Raw genomic sequence first — 17,070 nt, forward strand, 5'->3', positions numbered from 1 at the left:
TGAAGTCCCGGGCGTCCGGGCTCCGCTCAGGGCGCCGAAGGCACCTTCTTGTCGGCCGCGGCCTTCTTCACGGGCCGCTTCGCGTTGCCGGAGGACTTGGCCTGCACGGGCTGGGGCCGCTCCACCTTGAGCAGCTCCAAATCAGTGCCCTCGGCCGTGGCCAGCTTGAGGATGCCCACGCCCGGGGCGAACCAGATGTGGCTCTCCATGGAGCGGCCCTCTGAGCCGGGGCGGCTGGCGCGCGCGGTGACGATGTTCTTCACCTTCAGCGCCTTGAACGTGCCGGCCGCCACGGTGACTTCCTCTTCGCCCACGACGGTCGACTCCTTGTCGAACGTGGTGGCGATGATGGGCCGGATGCCGTTCGTCTTGCCCACGGGGGGCTGGAGCTTCACCGACAGGCTGTTCTTCCACGTGCCGCCAATCACCATGCTCGACAGCGCGGGAACCGCCATGCCTTCCGAACTGACGACTTGCACATCCATGCCGGACGCGGACAGGAGCGTGCCCTCCAGGCCGCCCAGGCCCGTGCTCATGCCCGCGGCGGTGCAGGTGGCCTCCGTCTCTCCCTGGCGGCCCTTGAGCTTCACGGCCACCTTGCCGCGCAGCCCCTCCGGCGTCGGCGTCACGTCGTGGGTGCTCAGCACCATCTCCGACGACCTGCCCGCCCGGTAGGTGAGCGTCAGCCCTTCTTCCAACGGGAAATACGGGTGGGGGCAGGCGGCCGGAGCGGCTTGCACCGCCTGCGTGTCAGACCGGGGTGTTACCTCCGGCGTAGGGGACGCTCCCAGAAGGAGCGTCAGGGCAAGAAAGGGCTGGTACGTACGCAACCTCCAGAAAAGTCAATGGGAAGGTAGGGTGGGGCGGCCAGGGCGCAAGTCCAAGAGAGGACCCTCCTGTCAGACTCCCGTCCTTTTGAAGGGCAAGCAGCCGAACGTATGGCCACGCGTGGCATGGTCACGCTTGATCGCCTGGATGGCGGCTGGTACTCCTGCTGATCGTTCCGAGGCCGATTTTTCGGCCTCGCGCTCACTTTTCACTTCGTATCTCGCGCTTCATCCAGGAGCCCGCTGGCATGCGTATCAAGCGGTTGGACATCACCGGCTTTAAGTCGTTCATGGAGCGCAGCGTCTTCACCTTCGACGAAGGCGTCACCGGCATCGTCGGCCCGAACGGCTGTGGAAAGTCCAACGTCGTGGACGCCATCCGCTGGGTGATGGGTGAGCAGAGCGCGAAGAACCTCCGTGGCCGCGGCATGGAGGACGTCATCTTCAACGGCTCGGAGAACAAGCCGCCTCTGTCCATGGCGGAGGTGTCGCTCACCTTCCTGGTGGATGACACGGACCAGCTGTCGCCCCAGTACCAGGGCTACTCGGAGATCACCGTCACGCGGCGCCTGTTCCGCAACGGGGACTCGGAGTACCTCATCAACAAGACGCTGTGCCGGCTCCTGGATATCACCGAGCTGTTCCTGGGCACGGGCGTGGGCACCAAGGCCTACTCCATCATCGAGCAGGGCCGCGTGGGCCTCATCGTCTCCAGCAAGCCGGAGGACCGGCGCCACCTGCTGGAGGAGGCCGCGGGCGTCACCAAGTACAAGGCCCGCCGCAAGGCCGCCGAGCGGAAGATGGAGGCCACCGAGGCCAACCTCCTGCGCGTGACGGACATCACCAGCGAGCTGGAGAAGCGGCTGGACGCGCTGTCCCGCCAGTCGAAGAAGGCGGAGAAGTACAAGAAGCTCAAGCAGCGCATGCGGGACATCGACCTGCACGCGGCCAGCCACCGCCACCTGGAGCTGCTGGCGGAGAAGCAGGTCCTCCAGTCGCGCCTGCAGAACCTGGGCTCCGAGGAGCGCGAGAGCCTGGACCGGGTGAAGGAGCTGGAGGAGGCCATCACCCGTCGCCGCGCGGAGCTGGACGCGGAGGCCGCCGCCCTCCAGACGCTGGCCGCGGAGGTGCACGCGCTGGAAAGCTCCGTGCAGCGCGACACGCAGGAGCTGGCCTACGGCCGCCGTGACTTCGACGAGACGAACAGCCGCGTGACGCAGGCCCGCGCGGAGCTGGACGGGCTGCTCGCGCGGCAGGCGGAGATGTCCGACGCCATGGCCGCCCGCGAGGCGGAGCTGTCCGGCATCGCCGGCTCGTGGAAGGAGGACGAGGTCGCGATGCAGGTGGCGCAGGAGGAGCTGCGCCGCGTCAACCACCTCCAGACGGAGGTCGCCCTGCGGCTGGAGCAGGAGCGCGCCGGGCTGGTGGCGGTGGCCTCCCGGCTGGCCAACCACGAGAGCAACCTGGTCAACCTGGCCCGCCAGCGCACGGACCTGGAGGCGCGCCGGGCCCGGCTCCAGGCGGAGCTGGACGGGCTGCGCGCGCAGGAGACGGAGCTGGAGTCGGTGCGCGGCGACGTGGCGAAGCGGGTGGAGGACACCCGGCACCTCGCCGCGGAGCTGGCCGAGCGCAAGGGGCAGGAGGAGGACGCCCTCTCCCGCACCCGGGCGACCTTCACGGAGAACGAAGTCCAGGTCATCGCCCTGCGCGAGGAGCTGAGCGACAAGCGCAGCCGCCTGTCGTCCCTGGAGGACATCCAGAAGAACTACGACGGGTTCGACCGGGGCGTGCGCGCCGTCATGATGCGCGCCGGCACGGTGGCCCGGGAGCAGGGCATCTTCGGCCTCGTGGCGGACGTGCTCACCGTCACCCAGCGCTACGAGCGCGCGGTGGAGGCCGCCCTGGGTGAGCGGCTCCAGCACGTCATCGTGGAGAGCCGCGACAAGGGCGTGGAGCTGGTGGAGTACCTCAAGGGCCACGCGGAGGGGCGAGGCAGCTTCCTGCCCGTGCCCATGCTGGACACGCTGCAGCCCGTGCTGGAGCCGGACTTCGAGCGCCCGGGCGTGCTGGCCCACGCGCTGCGCGAGGTGACGTGCGAGGAGGCCCTGGCGCCCGTGGTGCGGATGCTGCTGGGCGACGTGGTCATCGTCCAGGACCTGGCGTCGGCGCGCGCGTACTCGGAGGCCGGTGGCCCGCAGTGCACGCTCGTCACGCAGGAGGGCGAGGTCTTCCGCGCGGACGGGACGATTGTCGGCGGTGAGCGCGAGGGCGCGGCGGTGGGCGCGCTCCAGAAGAAGCGCGAAATCGCGGAGCTGGCCACCGAGGTGGCCCGGGTGGAGGAGCGCTACAACGAAATCCTCACCCGGCACTACACGCTCCAGAAGCAGATGGGGCACACCGAGGGCGTCCTCAAGGGGCTGGCGAAGAACCAGCACGCCGAGGAGGTCAACCTCGCCAGCCAGGAGAAGGACCTCCACAAAGCCGGTGAGGACCTGGCGAAGGTGCGCGAGCGCCTGCGGGCCCAGGAGCATGAGGACGGGCAGCTGGGGCAGAGCCACATGGCGCTGGCCAACGAGGAGGAGACGAGCCGGGGCGAGGTGGCCCACGGCCAGACGGACCGGGAGGCGCGCGAGGAGCGCGTCCGGCAGCTCTCCTCCGAGCAGGAGTCCCTGCGCCAGCGCTCGGAGACGGCCAACGGCGAGCTGACGGGGCTGCGCATCAAGGTCGCCGCCGGCAGCGAGCGTGGCGAGTCCGCGCGCAAGGAGCTCGACAGCCTGGTGACGCAGCGCCGGGAAATGGAGACGCGGGTGGCGCGCCTCCAGGCGACGCTGGCCGAGGGTGGCTCGCGCACCGAGGAGCTGGCGCGGCGCACGGCGGAGACGGAAGCGGGGCTGGCCCAGCGCGTGGAAGAGCACCGCGTGGCCGCGGAGGGCCTGGAGGCGCGGCGCACCGCGCACACCACGGCCTCCACGGAGGTGCGGGAGCAGGACGCCCAGTTCCGCGAGCTGCGCGGCCGGGTGGAGGAGCTGATGCAGGGGCTGTCGCAGATTTCGCTGCGCGAGCGCGAGATTGCCCTGGAGCTGGAGCACCTGTCGGCCGGCATCCGCGAGCGGCACCAGGTGGACCTGGCGCTGGAGCTGCACCGCTACCACCTCCTGCCTTCACTGGCCCCGGAGACGGAGGCCGAGCTCAAGGACTTGCGCGCCCAGGTGGAGAAGATGGGGGAGATCAACCTCACCGCCATCGACGAGCACGCGGAGCTGTCCAAGCGCTTCGACTTCCTCATCGCGCAGAAGAAGGACCTCCAGTCCTCCATGGAGCAGCTGCGCGAGGCGATTACTCGCATCGACGCCACCAGCCGCGAGCGCTTCAAGCAGACCTTCGACGTGGTGAACGAGAAGTTCCAGGCCATCTTCCCCCGCCTGTTCGGCGGCGGGCGGGCCAGCCTGGTCCTCACCAACGACGGGCCCAACGGCGAGCCGGGCGTGGAAATCGTCGCCCAGCCGCCGGGCAAGAAGCTCCAGAGCGTCAACCTGCTCTCCGGTGGCGAGAAGGCCCTCACCGCCGTGGCCCTCATCTTCGGCATCTTCCTCATCAAGCCCACGCCCTTCTGCCTCCTGGACGAGGTCGACGCGCCGCTGGATGAGGGCAACGTGGGCCGCTACAACGACATGGTGAAGGAGATGAGCAGCCAGTCGCAGTTCATCCTCATCACCCACAACAAGCGGACCATGGAGGTCTCCAACACCCTCTACGGTGTCACCATGGAGGAGCCGGGCATCTCCAAGCTCGTCAGCGTGCGCATCAGCGAGGCCAGCGCGGCCAACGACGACAAGATCAGCGCGTAGTCGTCCTCACGACGCTGGAAACACAGAAGGCGCGGGTCCCGGAAGTTCGGGTCCCGCGCCTTCGTGCGTTTCAGCCCTGCTGGGGACTGCTACTTGCCCTTGTAGGTCTTCTTCGGGCACGCCTTCTGGTCCGCGTCCGCGCGGGCCTGGGCGGCCGTCAGGTCCTTCTGGGTGTTGGTCAGCGCCGCCTGGCTGGCCGTCTCCACCGGCGTCCAACCCTCGGCGTCCGTCGTCTTCAGCTCCTGCACCAGCGCCACGGAGGCCTGGTCCACGGCCTGCTGGGCCTCCAGCGCCTTCACCCAGCCCTGCGCGGCCTCCACCAGCGCGTTGCACTTGCCGGCCAGCTCGTCGAACAGCTTGTAGTCCTTGGTCTTCTGGTACTTGGCCACCACGGCCTCGAACGACTCGGCGGCCGCCGCGCGGGAACCGAAGGCGATGGCCGCGTCCGCGGCGCGCTGGTTGCGGACGACCTCGAGCTGGAAGAAGCGCAGCTGGGGAGGCAGCGCGTTGGCGGCCTCGGTGGCACCCGAGTTGAAGTGGACGAAGCGGTGCGGGTAGCTCAGCTTGTCCGTGGCAAGCTTCGCGGGCACGGCGACGACTTTCGTCTTGAGGCACGCGGCGAGCTGGTCACCCTCGGTGCTGCCGGAGGCGTCGAACGTCACCTCGGCGACGGGCTGGCCCTTGGTGAGCGTCACGTGGGACGTCAGCACCGGAGGCGTCTGCTCCTTGAAGTTGGCGTAGCAGTCGCACCAGCCCTGCTGGGCCAGGCGCACGGCGCCGGAGAAGTCCGAGCCGTCGTTGACGCCGAACTTCACCGTGGCGCTGGCCGTGGTGTCGTGTTCGAAGGTCGCCGTGGACTCCAGCGGCTGGGCGCCCTTGGTCAGGGGCTTCGGCTTGACGAGCTTGTCCACCACGGCCTGGATGCACTGCGTGCCCGCGGGGGTGAGGTTCTCCCCGGTGACTGCGTGCGTGCCGCCCGCGTCCGTCACGGTGGTCTTCACCGAGGCGACCGTCTTCTCGGCGGGGCCCCGGTTCTCCGGGGACACGAGACACTCCAGCACTTCCGGCCGGGTGGTGAGCATGGCGCCCACCAGCACGCCCTGGTTGGAGGCCGGCAGGGTCAGCTCGCGCGGGAAGCAGGTGGCCACGTCGAACGCGGGCTGGTTGCCAATGCGCACTCGCTCCTCGGTGGTCAGCGGCTTGGCGGCCGCGTCGGCGCTCTCGGCGGGCTTCTGCTGACCGGCGCAGGCGGCGGTGAAGACGACGGAGGCTACGACGAGACGACGCAACATGCGGTTGTTCTCCCTGGGGTGGAACTGCAAGGGGGCTTTCACTTCTCCAGGCCCTCGGCGTTCTTGAGGTCCTTGAGGCGAAGGCCGTTCTTCTTGAGCAGGCGGTAGAGGCTCTGCATGGACAGCCCGGTGCGCTGCTCGGCGGCCTTCATGTCGAAGCCCACCTCGCGCATCACCTCGGCGAAGTACAGGCGCTCGAAGTCGGCCAGCACCCTGTCCTTCGCCTCGTGGTACGGCATGCCGGTGACGAGCGTGGCCACGTGGGTGCCGGGCGGCTGTCCGTCCGGGCGGCGCGACGGCTGGGCGAGGAAGTCCAGCCAGCTGGTGTTGCCCGTCTCCTCCATCAGCGCGCCGCGCTCCAGCACGTTGCGCAGCTCGCGCACGTTGCCCGGCCAGTCGTAGCCCTCGAAGAGCGCGAGCGTCTGGGGCGTCAGCGTCACGCTGGCGCGCAGCGTCTGGGACAGGGCCTGCGCCAGCGAGGGCAGGTCCTCGCGGCGGGTGCGCAGGGGCGGCAGGCGCACGCGCGCGACGGCGAGGCGGAAGTACAGGTCCGCGCGGAAGCGGCCCTGGCGCACGTCCTCCTCCAGGTTGCGGTGCGTGGAGGCGATGACGCGCACGTCCACCGGCACCGGCTGGCCGTCCAGCGAGGGCACCTCGCGCGCGTCCAGCACGCGCAACAGCTTGCCCTGCACCATCAGCGGCAGCTCGCCCACTTCATCCAGGAAGAGGGTGCCTCCCCGGGCGGCCTCGAAGACGCCGCGCGCCTCCCTGTCCTCCGGGTCGCTCGCGCGCAGGCCGCCGAACAGCTCCCGCTCCGCCTTCTCCTCGGAGATGAGGTTGCAGTCGACCACCTTGAAGGGGCCGTGACGCCGCGACGAGTGCTGATGCACCGCGCGCGCCGCCAGCTCCTTGCCGGTGCCCGTCTCGCCTTCGATGAGCAGGCTCATGTCCTCGCGGGCCACGCGCCGCAGCTCCGTGAAGACCCAGCGCATCTTCTCCGAGGAGCCCACCAGCGCGCCGAAGGATTCGGCCCCCGCCAGCTCCACCTCGGTGGGCTTCGCGGCCACCTTCACGGCCAGCTTCGTCTTGCCGAGCTCCACCTTGTCGCCGCGCCCCAGGTACGCCTGGAGCACCTGACGCCCGTCGAGGAAGGTTCCGTTGCGGCTGCCGGTGTCGCGCAAGAGCAGACCGCGCGGCGTGCGCTCCACCTCGAGGTGGCGGCGGCTCACCGTGGTGTCCGTCAACACCAGGTCACTCGCGGGGTCCGAGCCCACCCGTACCAAGCCATCCTGGGTGGTCACCTTCTTTCCCTTGTCGGGGCCGGACACCACCTCCACGGTCCACTCGTGAATGGGGATGCGGGTGGTGCGGCCTTCTTCTTTGTCCGTCTGGGTGGTCTGGGTGACCTCGGGCCTGGGTTCCATCATGGGTCCTCTTTAGGTGCGAGGGGACCGGGCGGGCAAGCCCGACGCACCATCTGCTCGTGCCCCATCAGCCCAGGGCAACGAGAGTGGAAGATTCTTCCTGGAGGGCTGTTGCACGCGAGCCTCCCTCGGAAGAAGGAAGACCCCGAGCGCGGAGCCCGGAGCCGGGGAGACAGCGGTGAGTCGTTGGCGGGTTCTCGGCGGTGCACATGCACGTGGCCCCAGTACGCCATGGACGTCTGGGGCCGGCGTGCTCGGCTTCGTCGGGAACTGTCCACCAGCGCACGTTCGTCGCCGTGCAAGCGGGGTGTCGCGCGACTGGAGCAAGGCCCTCGGGCGCTCTCCGGCCGCACGTGCGCCGGAAGTCGTCGTCCAGGGTGGGAAGGGCCGCTCGAGAAGCTCACGGCCGGCATCCAAGACGAACACCCCGCGCGAATCCAGCGTCACGCGCGGACCAAGCCCAATCAGTACGTCGAGGGCGAGTCGCTGGCGGGGAAGGACTCCTTGGAAAGCTCGTCGACCAGGTCGTCCGAGCTGGTTCCTCCGGACTTCACCCCGGCGTTGCTCTGGTCCCGGTACACGGGCCCCTTCGTGGAAGGCTTGCCCGAGCCCGCGCCGCGCTTGCGACCGGTGGACGTGTCCGTGTCCGGAGCCTTCCGCGGCGAGCCCAGTCGCGCGCCCAGGAGGTTCTTCGCCCGCTCCGCCAGGTGACGCTGCTCTTCCCGCCAGTCGCGGAAGAACTGAGCCAGCTCCGGGTCTCCCGCTCGCTCCGCGTCCTGGATGAACTGCTCCGCCGTCGAGGCGCCCTTGAGCAGGTGGTACAGCGTGCTGATGACGTTGTCGTGCGCGTCTTCACCTGCCATTGCCGCCTCCCGAGAAAGGGTGGTCCGCCATGGCGGTAAGGTAGGCACGGCGCGGCGAGCGGCCCCGTGAAGGGCGCTCGCCCGCCTGCTTGCGACTCAGGCCTGGAGCATGGGCTCCAGCTTGCCTTCCTTGTCGAGCTGGGCCAGGTCCGAGTACCCGCCGACGTGCGTCTCGCCGATGAAGATTTGGGGCACGGTGCGCTGGCCTCCGCTCATCTCCACCAGCTTCTCGCGCGCCTCGTCGTCTCCGGTGACGTCCAGCTCCTGGTAGTCCACGCCCTTGCGCTTGAGCAGGTCCTTCGCGCGGACGCAAAAGCCACAGTAGTTCGTGGTGTAGATCTTCACGGGCTTCACGGTGTCTCCTCCTTCATTCCCAACGTAAGGGCGTGGCCTTCCGCGCGCCACCGGGCGCATGAAAGCACGACGGCCCCCGGCTCCCTGAGAGGAACCGGAGGCCGCCTGTGGTGCGTCCACCCCGGACGACAAGCCCGGGGTGGGGGGGCGACTACATGCCCATGCCGCCCATACCGCCCATGCCGCCCATGCCGCCACCGCCGGCGGGGGCGTCCTTCTCGTCCTTCGGACGCTCGGCCACCATCGCCTCGGTGGTCAGCATCAGGGACGCCACGGACGCGGAGTTCTGCAGCGCCGTGCGGCTCACCTTGGCCGGGTCGATGACGCCCGCGGCCAGCAGGTCCTCGTACGCACCCGTCGCGGCGTTGAAGCCGAACGAGCCCGTGCCTTCCTTGACCTTGTTGACGATGACGCTGCCCTCGAGGCCGCCGTTGCCGACGATCTGGCGCAGGGGCTCCTCGACGGCGCGGCGGATGATGTCCACGCCGAACTTCTCACCCTCGGCGAACGTCTGACCCTCCAGCGCCTTGAGGCACCGGATGTAGGCCACGCCACCGCCAGGAACCACGCCCTCCTCGACGGCCGCGCGGGTCGCGTTGAGCGCGTCCTCCACGCGGGCCTTCTTCTCCTTCATCTCCGTCTCGGTGGCCGCGCCGACGTTGATGACGGCCACGCCGCCCACGAGCTTCGCCAGACGCTCCTGGAGCTTCTCGCGGTCGTAGTCACTGGTGGTCTCCTCGACCTGGGCGCGGATCTGCTTCACGCGCGCCTCGATCTCCGGCTGGCTGCCCGCGCCGTCGACGACGGTGGTGTTGTCCTTGTCGACCGTGACGCGCTTGGCCTTGCCCAGGTCCTGCAGGGTCAGCGTGTCCAGCTTGATGCCCAGGTCCTCGGCGATCATCCGGCCGCCCGTCAGGGTGGCGATGTCCTCGAGGATGGCCTTGCGGCGGTCGCCGAAGCCCGGCGCCTTCACCGCGCACACGTTCAGCACGCCGCGGATCTTGTTCACCACCAGGGTGGCCAGGGCCTCGCCCTCGACCTCCTCGGCGATGATGAGCAGGGGCTTACCGGCGCGAGCGACCTGCTCCAGGATGGGCAGGAGGTCCTTCATCGAGGAGATCTTCTTCTCGTGGATGAGGATGAGCGCGTCGTTCAGCACCGCCTCCATCCGCTCCGGGTCCGTCACGAAGTACGGAGACAGGTAGCCGCGGTCGAACTGCATGCCTTCGACGACGTCCAGCGTCGTCTCCAGGCCCTTGGCCTCCTCCACCGTGATGACGCCCTCCTTGCCGACCTTCTCCATCGCGTCCGCGATGATCTGGCCGATGGTGGCGTCGCCGTTGGCGGAGATGGTGCCGACCTGGGCAATCTCCTTCTTGTCCTTGGTGGGCTTCGCGAGCTTCTTCAGCTCCGCGACGATGACCGCGACGGCCTTGTCGATGCCGCGCTTGATGTCCATCGGGTTGTGCCCGGCGGCCACCAGCTTCGCGCCCTCGCGGAAGATGGCCTGCGCCAGCACCGTGGCGGTGGTGGTGCCGTCACCGGCGACGTCGGAGGTCTTGGACGCGACCTCCTTCACCATCTGCGCGCCCATGTTCTCGAACTTGTTCTCCAGTTCGATTTCCTTCGCCACCGTCACACCGTCCTTGGTGATGGTGGGGGAGCCGAAGCTCTTCTCGATGACGACGTTACGGCCCTTGGGGCCGAGGGTCACCTTGACCGCGTCGGCCAGGATGTTGACGCCACGGAGGATGGCCTCGCGGGCGCGTACGTCGAAAAGCAGGTCCTTCGCCATGATGGGGATTCCTTAAAGTGAAGGGGTGGGGGATGCCGGATTAGGACTCGATGATCCCGAGCACATCCTCCTCGCGGAGGATGAGGTGCTCCTCGCCGTCGAGCTTGATCTCGGTCCCGGCGTACTTGCTGAAGAGGATGGTGTCGCCGGCCTTGATGTCGAGGGGACGCACCTTGCCGTCCTCCTGCACCTTGCCGTTGCCGACGGCGATGACCTTGCCCTCGAGGGGCTTCTCCTTCGCCGTGTCCGGGATGAAGAGGCCGCCCTTGGTCTTGTTCTCCTCGGCGACCCGCTTGACGATGAGCCGATCCTGCAGGGGACGAATCTTCATGGTCTGCTCCTTGATGGGCGCCTCCGTCCGGGAGCTCCGGGCGGCTCTTGGCACCACTGGGGGTTGAAAAGGGCCGTGACGACCCGCGGCATTTAGCACTCGCACCTCGCGAGTGCTAACGCCTAGGCGCGGCGGATAATAACCAGGGAAGTCGACCCGTCAAGCGACGCTGACGGCCCGCGCTTCGACATGCCAAACGCCTGGCATTGCTGCTTTTTTCCCCGCACCGCGGACCTGCGGCGGAGGACGGCTGCTCGCCGCCCCCGCACGCGGAAATTGGCACTCTCAGAGGTCGAGTGCTAGCGCAAGTGCTTGGAATCATTGAAACCTGATTTTGCGGCGCGGGGGGTCGGTTGTTACCGTTCCGTTATTCCCGAAGGCGCTGTCGGCCGGGTGGAAGGACGGGAGTGTCGATGAGTCAACTGGTGGCGTCCCTGTCGCTGAAGGAGTTCTTCAAGTCGCTCCTGGACGAGGTCACTTCGCGTCAGCGCGTCTCGCTGGAAGAGGTGACGGAGTTCTATCTGGTGAACCTGCTGGTGGACTTCGCCAGCACCGACATGCTGTTCGACCGCCAGGAGGACGGCCGCAAGGGCCGCGAGCCCCTGGCGCTGCTCTACCACCAGGCGCTCCAGCAAGAGCGCGAGGCGCGCATCCGGACGCTGCGGCGGCTGGGGGATGTCTCCCTCTACACCGTGGGCTTCTTCTCCGGCGCGCTCCAGGGTGGGGTGGTGGGTCCGGACTATTACATCCAGATGGGAGGCACGGCGTACGGGCAGGTGGCGGACCTGTCCCCTCGCGCGGGCTTCGCGGGGATGTACCGGGAGCTGCACGACAAGTTCCGCGCGGTGGTGGAGGTGCTGGAGGAAATCTCGGCCAGGGGCATGGTCCAGGCCGGGCCCTCCGGGGCGCTGAAGGTCTACGAGTCGTGGGCGCGCACGGGGAACGACAGGCTGGAGCGGGTGCTGGTGGACGCGGGGATGATGCCGCACGCGAAGGGGCAGCTTCCCAACTAGCGGTGGCACGGAGGTCGCGATGATTGGCCGCGTTCAGGACCACCTGGAGGCCATCTATGGCTTCACGTGCGAAGCTCGGGCGGAGGTCTTCGTGGTGGACACGGAGGCCGCCGTCCAACTGGGGGCCACGGGCCGCAGCGACGAGGAGCTGCTGGTGCACGAGTCGGGGGACGCGCTGGAGATGGCGCTGTACCTGTCCCCCGCGCTGCTCGACCGGCTGAAGCCCTACGAGGCCGGGCCGCTGGGGTACCTGCTGGATGGGGACCTCGGGGGCTACTGCCAGGTGGCCGAGGGCGTCAGCCACTTCCTCTACATGGCCCACACGGCGGCGCACGGGCGGACGGTGTCGCTCCTGGAGCTGGAGGCGCAGGCGGAGGTGGACAAGTTCGCCATCTGCCTGTTGCCCCGCTGGGGGGAGGGGGTGGAGGCGTGGGCCCAGGAACTGCTCACCCGGCTGTTCGACCGGGTGTCCTACCGGGAGAAGCTGTCCACCCAGGAGCGCTGGCGGTACGAGGAGGCCAACCGCGTCTCCCGGCGCTTCTGCTCGCGGATGATGGGGCACGTCTCCCAACGGCGGTTGGACCGGCTGCTGTCGGACCTGCGGTACGCCTACCGGCTGGGGGCGGACGCGAAGCTGAGTCACTTCGTCCACGGTGGTTGAGTCCCCGCGGCCCTCCGCCTTCGGTTAGGGTAGGTGGGCATGCCACGCGAGGCGTCCGCAGGCGGGATTGTCATCCGGGAGAGTGACGGCACCTGGGAGGTGGTCGTCATCCGTCCGCATGGCCGTCCCCTGTGGGCGCTGCCCAAGGGACACGTGGACCCGGGCGAGACGCCGGAGCAGACGGCGAGCCGCGAGGTGCATGAGGAGACGGGCCTCACCGCCGCGCTCGTCGCGCCGCTGGGTGAGATTCGCTACGTCTACCAGTTCCGGGGGCAGCGCATCTTCAAGCGCGTCCACTTCTTCCTCTTCCGGTACCAGGAAGGCGCGCTGGGGCCGCTGCCGGGGCCGCGCGTGGAGGTGGACGAGGTGCGCTGGGTGCCCGTCGTCCAACTGGTGCCGCTGCTCGGCTACAAGGGAGAGAAGGCCGTCGCCGCGCGCGCCGTGCGGTGGATGCGCGCCCAGGGGCTCATCCCGGAGGCCCCTTCCCCGGCCGTGAGGCCCGAGGGGAAGGGAACCTAGGACTTCAAGACTACTTGCGGGCCTCTTCGGGGGTGTACTTCCCGGAGAGCGCCTCGCGCACGTCGCGGTCGAACTTCACGCGGCCGGTGGCCACCTCGCGCAGCGACAGCACGGGGGGCTTGTTCTTGGAGCTCTCGATGATGGGGCGGGCGCCGGCCATCAGCTGACGCGCGCGCTTCGCACCGAGCAGCACCAGCGCGAACCGGTTGTCGACGAGGGGGAGGCAGTCTTCGACTGTGACGCGAGCCATGGAACGTCCTTCGGATTTCGGTGGGGCTACCTGAAACGGTGAAAACTAAAGACCACCCCGGGGGGAGTCAAGGAAGGACGCACGGGCAGGGCCGCCGGGCGGACAGGCGCCGTCCCGCCCGGACCTCTGGATCAGGTGTACCACCAGGCCCAGGCGATGAGGACGACCTGGAGGGGCAGCCGGGCCCAGAGCAGGGGGCGGGGAATCTTCTTGAAGCGCTCTGGCTGGAGGGCCATCTGGAGGTTGGCCGGGAAGATGGCGACGAACAGGGCGATGAGTCCCCAGGCGGACCCCCCTCGCGTGGCTGGCACCAGCAGGCCCACGCCCAGCAGGCCTTCCGCCACGCCGCTCAGGAACACCAGCGGGCCGTGCCACGGAAGGTACGGCGGCATCATCCGCACGTAGGCGCGCGGGTTCACGAAGTGATTGATGCCACCGGCCACCATGAACAGGCCGAGCACGTACATCAGGACGGTCTTCACCATGTGCGGGGAGTCCTACGCCCCCGCGAAGGCGGTGTCGACGATGGCGCGTGCTTCCTGGAGGATGGCCTGGAGGTGGGCGTCGTCGCGGAAGCTCTCCGCGTAGATTTTGTACACGTCCTCGGTGCCCGACGGCCGCGCGGCGAACCAGCCGTTCTGCGCCACGACCTTGAGCCCGCCGATGTCCGCGTCGTTGCCGGGCGCGCGCGTCAGGCGCTGGAGGATGGGCTCTCCGGCCAGGCTCGTCGCCTTCACCGCCTCCGGTGAGAGCTTCTTCAGCACGGACTTCTGCGCGGGCGTGGCCGCCTGGTCGATGCGCGCGTAGTACGGCGTGCCGAAGCGCTCCGCCAGCTCCTGGTAGTGCTGCCCCGGGTCCTTGCCGGTGCGCGCGAGAATCTCCACCGCGAGCAGGTCCAACAGCATGCCGTCCTTGTCGGTGGTCCACACGGTGCCGTCGCGGCGCAGGAAGGACGCGCCCGCGCTCTCCTCGCCACCGAAGCCGAGCGAGCCGTCCAGCAGCCCGTCCACGAACCACTTGAAGCCCACCGGCACCTCGACGACGCGCCGGCCCAGGCTTCCGGCCACGCGGTCGATGAGGCCGCTGCTCACCAGCGTCTTGCCCACGGCGGTGTCCGCCTTCCAGCCGGGCCGATTCTGGAACAGGTAGTGGATGGCCACCGCGAGGTAGTGATTGGGATTCATCAACCCGATGGAGCGGGTGACGATGCCGTGCCGGTCCGAGTCCGCGTCGTTGCCGAAGGCGATGTCGTACTGGTCCTTGAGCTTCACCAGGTTCGCCATGGCGTACGGCGACGAGCAGTCCATGCGGATCTTCCCGTCATGGTCCACCGGCATGAAGCGGAACGTCGGGTCCACCGTCGGGTTCACCACGCGCAGGTTCAGCCCGTAGCGCGTGGCGATGGGCTCCCAGTACGCGGCGTTGGCTCCTCCCAGCGGATCCGCGCCGATGTGCAGCTTCGCGCCGCGCAGGGCCTCCATGTCCACCACGGTGCCCAGGTCCTCGACATAGGGCGTGATGAAGTCGTAGGGCTTCACCGTCGGGGCCGTGCGCGCCTTCTCGTACGGCGTGCGCTTCACGCCCGCGTTGCGGGTGGCGAGCAGCGCGTTGGCGCGGCGTTCGATTCCCGCGGTGACGTTCGTGTCCGCGGGGCCGCCGTTGGGCGGGTTGTATTTGATGCCGCCGTCCTCGGGCGGGTTGTGGGACGGGGTGATGACGATGCCGTCCGCGAGCCCCCCGGCGCCCCGGCCCCTGTTGTACGTGAGGATGGCGTGGGAGATGACCGGCGTGGGCGTGGCGCCGTCGGTGAAGCGCACCTGGACGCCGTTGGCGGCCAGCACCTCGAGCGCCGTCTGCTGCGCGGGCGCGGACAGCGCGTGGGTGTCCATGCCCAGGTACAGCGGCCCGTCGATGCCCTGCTGCTGGCGGTACTCGCAGATGGCCTGCGTCACCGCGATGATGTGGGCCTCGTTGAAGCTGGTGCGCGCGGAGGAGCCCCGGTGGCCGGACGTGCCGAAGGCGACGCGGTGCTCGGGCACGGCCACGTCGGGATGCTCCGCGTAGTAGCGCGCGCACAGCTTCTCGGGGTCGATGAGGAGGTCTTCCGGCGGGAGCTTTCCAGCGAGGGGATGGGCCATGTCGCCGCCAACATAAACGCGGCGCGCGACGGATGGACAACCCTTGAGAGGGAGCTGTCCTCGGGTGGACCCGGACCCTCCCGGGCTCGAAGCGGGTGCCTCGCTAAGAGCCGGCGGCGCCGGAGGGGGTGGGGGGCGCCTCCTGCTCGGGCAGGTAGAACGCCCCGGAGCGCGCGGCGAGCACGGCCGCGGTGAGCAGGCCCACCGTCAACCCGAAGACGACGATGCCGGCCAGCGTCACCCAGTCGGTGACACCCGAGGGCTGGAACAGCGCGGTGAAGGGCGTGGCGAAGTCGAAGCCCTTCTCGGGGGCCTTGCGCAGGTTCTGCACGGCGGTGAGCAGCGCCGTCGTCATCGCGCCCAGCACCATGCCCACCACGGCCGCGAAGGCCGCGCTGCCCAGGAGGACGGGACGGGTGACGGCGCGGGTGGTGGGGCGACTCTGCACGTCGAAGTCCGGGTCCTTCACGCCCAGCGGCACGAAGCGCGCGAGCAGCAGCAGGCCGGGGATGCCACCCACCATGGTGAACCAGAAGAAGGGCTCCCAGCCGATGGCGTACACGAGGAAGCCGGCGATGGGACCCGCCACGACGCGTGGAATCGAGAAGAGGCTGGAGAGCAGCGCGAACTGGGTGGCGGAGAAGCGCTTCTGGGTCAGCCGCATCAGCAGCACGGAGAAGGCGCCGGTGCCCAGGCCCTGCGTCACGTTCTCGAAGCCGATGGCGATGTACATCAGCCACGGCGTGGGGGCTCCCGCCCGCGCGACGAGCACGTAGCCGATGTTGGACACAATCTGGATGACGCCGAACACCCAGAGCGCGCGGCCCAGACCCAGCACCGTCGTCCACGCGCCGCCCACGAGCGTGCCGGCGATGGTGCCGAACAGGCCGATGGTGCCCAGAGCCACGCCCCGGTGCAGGTCGCTGTAGCCCATGTCCACCAGGAAGGGCCGCAACAGCGTGCCGCCGAGGTTGTCGGCCAGCTTGTAGAGGAAGACGAAGGCGAGGATTTCGAGCGCCCGGTGCCGCGCGAGGAAGCCCACGAAGGGATACCAGACGGCGTCCTTGAGGGACTTCGGAGGCGTGAAGGTCTCCTCCGGCTCCGGCGCGAAGCGCGTGACGATGAGCATGGGCAGGTACAGCGCCGCCAGCCCGATGACGACCCACTTCCACGACACGCGGCCCGCGAGCGTGATCGCCGCCGAGCCCGCGATGAACATGGCCGCGCGGTACACCGCCACGCGCGCGCCCACCGCCACGCCCTGCTCCTCCTTGCGCAGCACCTCCACCGCGTACGCGTCGATGGCGATGTCCTGCGTCGCCGCGGAGAACGCCACCGCCATGGCCAGCGCGCCCACCACCCACGCCGTCTCCGGATGTTCTCCGATTCCCGCCAGCGCCAATGTCGTGGCGAAGAGGGCCACCTGCGCCACCGCCATCCAGCCCCGCCGCCGGCCCCAGAAGGGCGGCACATAGCGGTCCATCAGCGGTGACCAGAGGAACTTGAAGGACCACGGCGCCTGCGCCAGCGTGATGATGCCCACCACGCGGATGTCCACGCCGATGCTGCGAAGCCAGTCGGGGATGGCGATCCACACCAGTCCGAGCGGCAGGCCCGAGGAGAACGAGAGCAGGGTGACGGAGGCCGTCCGCCAGGAGGCCATGGCCCGCGCCAGACTGGCCCAGGTTCCCGGCCGTGCTGTCTGCTCCGTACTCTTGCCCTGCTGCTCGCTCATGGCGGCGGACTCTATACCAG

The 17,070-nt window shown here is 69.0% G+C and carries 15 protein-coding genes; 4 read left to right on the forward strand and 11 right to left on the reverse strand.

The features are described 5' to 3' along the window. Positions 1-26: 26 nt before the first annotated feature. A complete protein-coding gene (locus G4D83_RS03145; RefSeq protein WP_240356112.1) occupies positions 27-740 on the reverse strand; it encodes a TapB family protein in 714 nt (237 codons plus the stop codon). Positions 741-1,075: 335 nt separating this feature from the next. Between G4D83_RS03145 and smc the strand changes: the two genes are divergently transcribed. Next, positions 1,076-4,675, forward strand: a complete 3,600-nt coding sequence (gene smc / locus G4D83_RS03150) for a chromosome segregation protein SMC (protein ID WP_163862575.1) — start codon at positions 1,076-1,078, stop codon at positions 4,673-4,675. 89 nt (positions 4,676-4,764) lie between these two features. On the opposite strand, the gene G4D83_RS03155 is transcribed toward smc, so the two are convergent. The 6 genes from G4D83_RS03155 to groES all read right to left on the reverse strand — a co-directional run bounded on the left by G4D83_RS03155 (position 4,765) and on the right by groES (position 10,734). Further along, a complete protein-coding gene (locus G4D83_RS03155; RefSeq protein ID WP_163862579.1) occupies positions 4,765-5,967 on the reverse strand; it encodes a hypothetical protein in 1,203 nt (400 codons plus the stop codon). A 38-nt stretch (positions 5,968-6,005) separates the two neighbouring features. Next, positions 6,006-7,391, reverse strand: coding sequence for a sigma 54-interacting transcriptional regulator (locus G4D83_RS03160; RefSeq protein WP_163862805.1), 1,386 nt, complete (start codon positions 7,389-7,391; stop codon positions 6,006-6,008). A gap of 464 nt (positions 7,392-7,855) precedes the next feature. After that, positions 7,856-8,254 (reverse strand): ferritin family protein, encoded by a 399-nt coding sequence (locus G4D83_RS03165; RefSeq protein ID WP_163862582.1) that lies wholly within the window; start codon positions 8,252-8,254, stop codon positions 7,856-7,858. A gap of 96 nt (positions 8,255-8,350) precedes the next feature. Next, positions 8,351-8,608 carry a glutaredoxin 3 gene (gene grxC / locus G4D83_RS03170; protein ID WP_163862585.1) on the reverse strand — a complete coding sequence of 86 codons (258 nt, stop codon included), beginning with the start codon at positions 8,606-8,608 and terminating at the stop codon, positions 8,351-8,353. Positions 8,609-8,759: 151 nt separating this feature from the next. Then, entirely contained in the window at positions 8,760-10,403 is a 1,644-nt protein-coding gene (gene groL, locus G4D83_RS03175; protein ID WP_163862588.1) for a chaperonin GroEL, read from the reverse strand. Positions 10,404-10,443: 40 nt separating this feature from the next. After that, on the reverse strand, positions 10,444-10,734 hold the full coding sequence (gene groES / locus G4D83_RS03180) for a co-chaperone GroES (RefSeq protein WP_163862591.1): 291 nt from the start codon (positions 10,732-10,734) through the stop codon (positions 10,444-10,446). Positions 10,735-11,147: 413 nt separating this feature from the next. On the opposite strand from groES, the gene G4D83_RS03185 reads away from it, so the two are divergent. From G4D83_RS03185 to G4D83_RS03195, 3 genes are read left to right on the forward strand one after another with little or no spacing between them, the layout of a single operon-like run. Next, positions 11,148-11,747: a hypothetical protein gene (locus G4D83_RS03185; protein ID WP_176435407.1), complete on the forward strand. Its 600-nt coding sequence runs from the start codon at positions 11,148-11,150 to the stop codon at positions 11,745-11,747. Positions 11,748-11,766: 19 nt separating this feature from the next. Beyond that, positions 11,767-12,408 (forward strand): hypothetical protein, encoded by a 642-nt coding sequence (locus G4D83_RS03190; RefSeq protein WP_163862598.1) that lies wholly within the window; start codon positions 11,767-11,769, stop codon positions 12,406-12,408. Between the two features lie 39 nt (positions 12,409-12,447). Continuing rightward, complete coding sequence (locus tag G4D83_RS03195) at positions 12,448-12,927, forward strand: NUDIX hydrolase (RefSeq protein ID WP_163862602.1); 480 nt, start codon at positions 12,448-12,450, stop codon at positions 12,925-12,927. Between the two features lie 10 nt (positions 12,928-12,937). Here the strand turns inward: G4D83_RS03195 and rpoZ are convergent, their stop codons facing one another. The 4 genes from rpoZ to G4D83_RS03215 all read right to left on the reverse strand — a co-directional run bounded on the left by rpoZ (position 12,938) and on the right by G4D83_RS03215 (position 17,050). Continuing rightward, on the reverse strand, positions 12,938-13,177 hold the full coding sequence (gene rpoZ / locus G4D83_RS03200; RefSeq protein WP_163862605.1) for a DNA-directed RNA polymerase subunit omega: 240 nt from the start codon (positions 13,175-13,177) through the stop codon (positions 12,938-12,940). 131 nt (positions 13,178-13,308) lie between these two features. Continuing rightward, positions 13,309-13,662 (reverse strand): DoxX family protein, encoded by a 354-nt coding sequence (locus G4D83_RS03205; protein ID WP_205522555.1) that lies wholly within the window; start codon positions 13,660-13,662, stop codon positions 13,309-13,311. A gap of 12 nt (positions 13,663-13,674) precedes the next feature. Continuing rightward, complete coding sequence (gene pgm / locus G4D83_RS03210) at positions 13,675-15,315, reverse strand: phosphoglucomutase (alpha-D-glucose-1,6-bisphosphate-dependent) (protein WP_163862608.1); 1,641 nt, start codon at positions 15,313-15,315, stop codon at positions 13,675-13,677. Positions 15,316-15,418: 103 nt separating this feature from the next. Beyond that, entirely contained in the window at positions 15,419-17,050 is a 1,632-nt protein-coding gene (locus tag G4D83_RS03215; protein WP_163862611.1) for an AmpG family muropeptide MFS transporter, read from the reverse strand. Positions 17,051-17,070 lie beyond the last annotated feature (20 nt).

This window comes from Myxococcus eversor, assembly GCF_010894455.1.
Lineage (GTDB): Bacteria > Myxococcota > Myxococcia > Myxococcales > Myxococcaceae > Myxococcus > Myxococcus eversor.